Origin of the sequence: Massilia sp. UYP32, from assembly GCF_050434365.1 — a bacterium.
Lineage (GTDB): Bacteria > Pseudomonadota > Gammaproteobacteria > Burkholderiales > Burkholderiaceae_D > Telluria > Telluria timonae.
The window spans coordinates 1-7,350 of record NZ_JBNDIK010000051.1 but is presented as its reverse complement, the minus strand read 5'-3'; the positions used below and the strand labels follow the sequence as shown (position 1 = coordinate 7,350).

The window sequence follows — 7,350 nt, the reverse complement described above, 5'->3', positions numbered from 1 at the left end:
CCCATCCCGAACAGGACCGTGAAACGACTTTGCGCCGATGATAGTGCTGCAACCAGTGTGAAAGTAGGTTATCGTCAGGCTAGTTATATAGAAAAGCCCGCTCAGTTGAACTGAGCGGGCTTTTTGCGTTTCGCAGTCCAGATCGCGCTTTCGACAATCTGTCGAGCCAATCTGCTGTTCAGCGCTTGCCCGACAAGACTGATCGGGTGTCGTGAAAGAATGGGGTTCTCCAAACTCGAGCGATTTCACCAGATCCCATGTCCCCGCAAACGAACGCTGGCCGCAACAACATCCTTTCCATTGTCATCCTGCTGGGCTGCCTGTCGATGTCGGGATCGGTATCCTCCGCCCCCGCCACCGCCAGCGTCGATATGATCGCAGGCCGACAGGTCGAATCGCTGACCATCAAAAATCCGAGCGCGAACGTCAGCATCGTCTTCGAAAACGGCTTGCGCGCAACGGTGGATGGATGGGACAAGGTGATCGACTCGCTGGTTCCTGACGCGTCGATCTTCGCCTATAACCGCCCTGGTTATGGCAACAGCCAGGAAACGGGCACGGCGCGCGATGGCGCAACAATCGTCGAGGAACTCAGGCAAACCCTGAGGCATAAAGGCCTGGCGCCTCCGTACATCCTTGTCGGCCACTCGCTCGGCGGCTTGTACATGCAGCTATTCGCAAAGCGCTACCCGCAAGAGGTCAGCGGCCTCGTGCTCGTTGATCCGCTGCTGCCTGGCGTCGTCAAGAAATCCGAGGAATTCCCCGTCTGGACCCGCGGCGCAAAGCGGCTGTTCTTCTCGAGCACCGTCAACAAGGAGATCGACGCCATTCACCAGACCAGCGAACAGGTGCTGTCGCTTGCGCCGATCGATGACAAGCCGATCGTCATGCTCATCAACAAACCGTCGGGTTCCACTGCGGTCGGCGTCGATTTCGGCGCCTTCAACAAAGACCAGAAGACGAGGGAATTGGTCAGCGGCTTGTATCCGAAAGCAAAAAAGATTGTCGTCGATTCCGATCACCAGGTGCAGCGCCAGAACCCGACCGACGTGGTGAACGCGATCAGGAACATCCTCGCGAAGCAGCCTGCAGGCAACTCAGCAACGGAATAGTTGCATGCGGTGCGTAGGGCGAATCCCACAGTCCACCGAAACGTTCTCTGATACTTCCCCTGTCTTTGCACGCGCATTATCGAAGTTCTTGTTCAGTAAAGCGGAGGATCGCGATGAAGTCGAAAGAGAAGGTCAAGGGCGGAGACAACCGTGCACGCGGTATCGCAAAACCAAAAACGTTGATGGTTGCCGAGGGCAGCCTGCAGTCGAGAGCGCCTGGTTACGTCATGCCGGGCGGGCTCGACACACCTTTCCCGAAGGGAAACACCGGATCCATGCAATCCGACTCGAGCGGGCGCGGCCAACGCGCCGGCGCCGGTTCGCAGAGCGGCGGATGGAGCGCCCGCCAGCAAGCCCAGCGCATGCAGGCGCGCGGCGAGCAGGACCGTTTGGGCGAGTCGCGGCAATCCGGTCACGGCATGGAGCAGTACCAGCATGCCGGGTCCCAGGAGTCTCCAACCGGCCCGGACAAATCGCGACAAACCGGCAACGGCGCCGCCAACCAGCAACGGCAGGGGCGGCCTGACGAACCGTCGTCGGATGCCGGCAGCAAGCGCAAAGGCTGATCGACCAGGACCTCGACCGTCCACCAATACCACCGACCCGGGCATGGCCCGGGTTTTTTCTTATCGGCGTTGGACGTACGGTGAGCCAGCCCACTGCCAGCCCGCGTGAATCTGGTGCACAATGCCTTTAACGACATTGCCATTTCATCCATAGGAGAAGCATGAACGAACAGGTCGCACGCAACGTCGTGCTGGTGCGCTCGATCGAGTACGCCGATGTTGCCCACACGGTCCTGAGCGACGACGACCGCATGTACGCCACCCGCAGCGCGCGCGAGCTCGCTGCCTGGCAAGCGGCCGACAGCCATATGGCGGTCAACCAGCATCACTTCCTGCAGCAACGCGCGGAACAGATCCTCAAGCGCCTGGGCGAACGCACGCCGGCCTTCGGCGCCTTCGTCCGGCGCGCTCCCGGCATGAGCGGCATCTGGATCGCGCTGCCGTTCCTGGCCTTCGTGCTTGGCGCCGCGCTCGATCGCATCGCCGATCCACACCGCGTCGACCTGTTGTCGGCGCCGCTGCTGGCGATCGTCGGCTGGAACCTGCTCGTCTATCTCGGCCTGCTGCTCTGGGCCATCGTGCCCGCCGCGCGCCGGCGCAAGAGCGGCACGCCGCTGCTGCGCCGCCTGAGCGTGGGCAAGGCGGTGGCGCCGCGCAAGCTGCCGACCGCGCTGGCCGAAGGCGTCGCCCACTACCTGGCCGATTGGGCCGTGCTGAGCGAGCCGCTCACGCGCGCACGCCTGGCCCGCACCTTCCACCTGGCGGCGGCCGGCTTCGCGTTGGGCGCCGTCGCCTCGCTGTATGCGCGCGGCCTGCTCACCGAATACGTCACCGGATGGGAGAGCACCTTCCTCGACGCGGCGCAGGTGCACACGCTGCTGTCATGGCTGTTCACGCCGGCGCTGACCGTGTTCCCGTTTTTGCAGGGCTTCACGCCCGCCGAAATCGAGCAGCTGCGCTTTGGCGGCGCCGCCGGCCTGCCGGTCGGCGAGCGCTGGGTCCACCTGTATGGCGCGACCTTGCTGCTGCTGGTGATCCTGCCGCGCCTGGTGCTGGCACTGGTCGCGGGCATGCGCGCACGCCACCTGAAGCGCAACTTCCCGATCGATCTCGACCAGCCTTATTACCGCAAGCTGGCCGACAGCATCGGCGCCGGCACGCCGGCCGTGCTGCGCGTGATCCCCTACAGCTACACGCTCGACGAACCGCGCGACCGCGGCCTGTGGGCGATCGCCGCCGCGGCCCTCGGCGGCCAAGCGCGGGTGCAGTTGCTGCCGCCGGTCGCATATGGCGTCGAGCTCAAGGAAGCCTTGCGCGACACGACCCTGAAGGAGCCCGGCATCACCGTGACCACGGTGCTGTTCAGCCTTGCCGCCACGCCCGAAAAGGAAAACCACGGCGCGCTGCTCGACTACCTGGTCAAGCGGGTGCCGCGCGGCGTGGCCGTGCTGCTCGACGAGTCGCCGCTGCTCGAGCGCATCGGCGAACAGGCGGGGGGCGAGCGCGTCGCCGAACGTCACGCCCTGTGGCGCCAGTTCTGCAGCTTCCACGGCGCCTCGGCCCACGTCGTCAATCTGCTCCAGCCCGACAAGCACGCGCTTGAACTGGGCGCGGGCCTCGCCTTGCCGGAGCTGCGATGATCACGCCCGCAAAAATCCAGTTCGCCCTGGTCTCGCACACCAATAACGGCAAGACCACGCTGGCGCGCACCCTGGTCGGGATGGACGTCGGCGAGATCCGCGACGCCGCCCACGTGACCCAGATCTCGGAAGGCTACCCGCTCCTGAGCACCGAGGAGGGCGATGCGCTGGTGTTGTGGGACACGCCGGGCTTTGGCGACTCGGTGCGCCTGCACAAGCGCCTCGCGCTGGCCGGCAATCCGATCGGCTGGTTCCTGCGCGAGGTGTTCGACCGCTACCGCGACCGCCCGTTCTGGCTCAGCCAGCAGGCGCTGCGCGCAGCCAGGGAAGAGGCGGACGTCGTGCTCTACCTGGTCAACTCCTCCGAATCGCCGCAGGACGCGGGTTACCTGCCGCCCGAGATGAAGATCCTCGAATGGCTCGGCAAGCCCGTGGTCGTGCTCCTCAACCAGGTTGGCCCGCCACGTCCGGCCCACGAGGAGCAGGCCGAACCCAAGCGCTGGAAGCAGCACCTTGCGCAGTACCAGGTAGTGAAGGAAGTGCTGCCGCTGGACGCCTTCGCCCGCTGCTGGGTGCACGAACACGTGTTCTATGAATCGGTGGCGCACCTGATCGAAGAGGAGAAGCGTCCCGCCTATGCACGCCTGCTGGCCGCGTGGGCCGAGCGCAACCGCGTGCGCTATGTGAGCGCCCTGAACATGAGCGCCGAGCAGGTCGCGGCGGCGGCGCGCGACAGCGAGCCGCTGGGCGAAGAACGCACCGGCATGCTGCGCACCGCGCTGAAGGCGGTCGGCATCGGCAAGGACGAGCAGCGGCGCCAGGATCTCGCGATGGCGGCGCTGGTGCAGCGCCTGAACGACGGCATCAACCATGCAACCGCGCGCATGCTGTCGCTGTATCGCATCGATCCCGGACAAGCGGTGAACGTGAACGCGCGCGTGCGCGAGAACTTCGCGGTGCGCGCGCCGGTGGACAAGGCGCAGGCCGGGCTGCTCGGCGCGGTGGTGTCGGGCGCGGCGACCGGCCTGTCGGCTGATGCGCTGGCCGGCGGACTGACCCTGGGCGCCGGCGCGCTGCTGGGCGCGATCGCCGGCGGCATCACGGCGGCCGGCGCGGCCTGGGGTTTCAACCAGGGCACGGACCGCAACCAGGCCAATGTGAAGTTCGCCAATCCTTTCCTGCAGACGCTGCTGACGGGCGCCATGCTGCGCTACCTGGCGGTGGCGCACTTCGGGCGAGGACGGGGCAATTATGTGGAAAGCGAGGCGCCGCCGTTCTGGCAGGCAGAAGCCGAGCAGGCGCTGAACGCGGTCGGCATCGATGGGGATCGCCTGTGGCAGTCGGTGCGTGAAGCGCCGGACCTGGGCGCCGCCACCAGGCTGGTCGAGGCGGTGCTGGTGCCGGCGGTGACGGCGACGCTCGCGCGCCTGTATCCCGACGTCGCGCTGCCGGGCGCGCCGGTGCAGGCAGCGCCGGCGGCGCCGACATTGGACAAGGACGCGATTACTGGAACTGGTACTGCGCGCTGACGCCCAGGATCCAGTTGCGGCCAGGAGCCGCTTCGTAATAGCGGCGATTGGTGTCGCCCACGATGACGGAGCCGACGTAGTCGCGGTCGAACAGGTTGTTCAGGCGAGCGAACTGGCGCAGCTTCCAACCGCCCAGTTGCTGGCTCGCCTGCACGCGGGCGTTGACGATCGCATAGCCCGGCGCCGGCGTGGCGCTGTTGGTGTCTTCGGCGTACACGCGGCTGTTGGCGATGGTCTCGAGCGCCGCGCCGTAGCGGCCGGCCGCTTCCTTCCAACCGAATTCGCCGTAGAAGCTGGTCTTCGGCAGGCCGGGCAGGCGGCTGCCTTTCGGCACCGCGCCAAAGGCCTCGTCATAGACCGCGTGCAGCATGCTCAGGGCCAGGCGCGCATTCCAGCCGGCGCCGAGTTCGGCGTCTACCGACAACTCGCCGCCCTGGCGCAGGGTGGCGCTGGCGTTGCGGTAGCTGGTGCGTCCGCCCGATGAGGCGTCGACCACCAATTCGTCCTTCGTCTTCACCTGGAACACCGCGGCGTTCACGCGCACGCCGCTGGCCACCATGGCTTTCACGCCGGCTTCGAGATGGGTGCCGATCGCCGGTTCGAGGGCGAAATTGAAGCCGCCGCCGGTGCCCGAATAGAACGATTCGTTCATGGTCGGCGTCTCGAAGCCGCGCGCCGCGCTGGCGTACACGTTCAGGGTCGGCGACACTTTATAGAGCACGCCCACCAGCGGCGTCGTGTGGCGGAAGTCGGCGCCGCCGCTGTCGTCGCCGTTGGAGAGGAAGTTGTCCTTGACGTCGAAGTCCACGCGGCTATGGCGCACGCCGCCGCTCAGCACCCAGCGGTCGCGCTCCCACTCCAGCTGCACGTAAGGATCGACGCTGGTCACTTCGTTCTGCTCGTCGCGCCGCAGGTTGCCCTTCACGCCGAAGGTATCGCCGACGAAGTTTTCGAAACCCTGGCGCGCATCCTTCGAGCGCGCCAGTTCCAGGCCGGCCGTGGCGCGCATGGCGCCGCCGGCGACCTGGCGCACCGCGCGCCAGTTGGCGTCGATGCCGTAGAAATCGCGGTCGAAGTCGATCACGCCGCCCGAGTGGCTGCTCGGCGCCTGGAAGCCGCGCGAGAACGACTGGTACTGGATGACGCGGCGGTTGCCGCCGTAGGCGGTCACCTGCAGGCGGTCGGAGCCGAACGCCTGTTCATATGTCGCGCCGAACTGCTGGTGGTCGATGCTCTTGCGCGTGTCGTAGCGATCGGCCAGCGTGCGCTGGGGCGTCTGCGTGTCGGTGGCGTCGATCTCGCCCGCGCGCGGGTCGCGCTGGTAGGTGGCCCAGGTGACGCCGAGCGGGTCTTGCGTATCGTCCTGGCGCAGGCCGCTCGCGGTCAGCACCAGGCGGCTGGTCGACGAGGGTTCGACGACCAGCTTGGCGTAGGCCTGCTTGCGCGTCGCGGCGCTGTGGTCGCGGTAGCCGTCGGTCTCGAAACGCGAGGCATCGAGCAGATAGCCGATGCCGCCGCTGCGGCCGGAGGCATTGGTGTCGAACTTGCGCTGGCCATAGCTGCCGCCGGTGAAGCTGGCTTCGACCGTGGGCGTATCGGTCGGTTCGCGCGTGAAGAGCTGGACCACGCCGCCGGAGTGGTTGCCATACAAGGCGGACATGGGGCCGCGCAGCACTTCGATGCGCTCGGCCAGATCCAGGTTGAAGGTCGCGGCCTGACCTTGGCCATCGGGCATGGTGGCCGGGATGCCGTCCGCCACCAGGCGCACGCCGCGCACGCCGAAGGCGGAGCGGGTGCCGAAACCGCGCGAAGAGATCTGCAGGTCTTGCGCGTAGTTCTCGCGATTGCGCACCACGATGCCCGGCACGGCGACCAGGGCTTCGGAGGCGTTGACGCGCAGCTGGGTGTCGCCGATCTGCGCCGCATCGACCACGTCGACCGAGGCCGGCAGGTCGAAACTCGTGTGTTCGGCGCGGGTGCCGCTGACCACGACCACGTTCATCGGGTCGCGAATCTCTTCGGCAAGGGCGGCCAGCGGCCAGCAGGCGCAGACGGCGGCGATCGCCGTACGGCGCAAGACGGTGTGATTCATTATTTCTCCATGAGTGCGTAGCAAGCGCGAGAAGGGAAGGCCTTGCCAATCAGCCAAGGAATATACCTTGCAAGGGAGTATTACGTGCGCACAGAAACAATTCGGCAAACTGATGACTTGCTGAAATGCGGATAGATATTTCGATCAGGGTCTTGCGGAACCCTGTCGAGGTTTGCTATAGTTCGCGTCCGCTTCGGCAACGGCCGAAAAATGTTAACGTAATCAAGTGGTTACGATGGCAAGGTCGGCAGAGAAATCTGAGACGAAGCGAAATGAGGGGTTGACGAGTAGCGCGAAACACTGCATAATCTCATTCCTCTGCTGCTGACGAACACAACGATTCGCAACGATGCAGCAAGAAGAAGCACCGAATTCTGATCTTTAAAAATTAACAGTCGATAAGTGTGGGCG

Annotated in this window: 5 protein-coding genes; 4 read left to right on the top strand and 1 reads right to left on the bottom strand. The window is 65.6% G+C overall.

The window, feature by feature from the left end:
• The first annotated feature begins 257 nt into the window (after positions 1 to 257).
• The 4 genes from ABIB42_RS25675 (at position 258) to ABIB42_RS25660 (ending at position 4,847) form a co-directional block, all read left to right on the top strand.
• Positions 258 to 1,112: an alpha/beta fold hydrolase gene (locus ABIB42_RS25675; RefSeq protein WP_429249203.1), complete on the top strand. Its 855-nt coding sequence runs from the start codon at positions 258 to 260 to the stop codon at positions 1,110 to 1,112.
• A gap of 113 nt (positions 1,113 to 1,225) precedes the next feature.
• A complete protein-coding gene (locus ABIB42_RS25670; protein ID WP_005671458.1) occupies positions 1,226 to 1,678 on the top strand; it encodes a hypothetical protein in 453 nt (150 codons plus the stop codon).
• 161 nt (positions 1,679 to 1,839) lie between these two features.
• Positions 1,840 to 3,318, top strand: coding sequence for a DUF2868 domain-containing protein (locus tag ABIB42_RS25665; protein ID WP_005671456.1), 1,479 nt, complete (start codon positions 1,840 to 1,842; stop codon positions 3,316 to 3,318).
• Positions 3,315 to 4,847, top strand: a complete 1,533-nt coding sequence (locus tag ABIB42_RS25660) for a DUF3482 domain-containing protein (RefSeq protein WP_081590025.1) — start codon at positions 3,315 to 3,317, stop codon at positions 4,845 to 4,847. The genes ABIB42_RS25665 and ABIB42_RS25660 overlap by 4 nt, the downstream gene beginning before the upstream one ends.
• Here ABIB42_RS25660 and ABIB42_RS25655 read toward each other — a convergent pair.
• On the bottom strand, positions 4,822 to 6,939 hold the full coding sequence (locus ABIB42_RS25655) for a TonB-dependent receptor family protein (protein ID WP_429249202.1): 2,118 nt from the start codon (positions 6,937 to 6,939) through the stop codon (positions 4,822 to 4,824). The genes ABIB42_RS25660 and ABIB42_RS25655 overlap by 26 nt on opposite strands.
• Between the last annotated feature and the right edge of the window lie 411 nt (positions 6,940 to 7,350).

Coding starts and splice junctions, on each gene's coding strand:
- ABIB42_RS25655 (WP_429249202.1), bottom strand. CDS start 6,939: ATGAATCACACCGTCTTGCGCCGTACGGCGATCGCCGCCGTCTGCGCC.
- ABIB42_RS25670 (WP_005671458.1), top strand. CDS start 1,226: ATGAAGTCGAAAGAGAAGGTCAAGGGCGGAGACAACCGTGCACGCGGT.
- ABIB42_RS25675 (WP_429249203.1), top strand. CDS start 258: ATGTCCCCGCAAACGAACGCTGGCCGCAACAACATCCTTTCCATTGTC.
- ABIB42_RS25665 (WP_005671456.1), top strand. CDS start 1,840: ATGAACGAACAGGTCGCACGCAACGTCGTGCTGGTGCGCTCGATCGAG.
- ABIB42_RS25660 (WP_081590025.1), top strand. CDS start 3,315: ATGATCACGCCCGCAAAAATCCAGTTCGCCCTGGTCTCGCACACCAAT.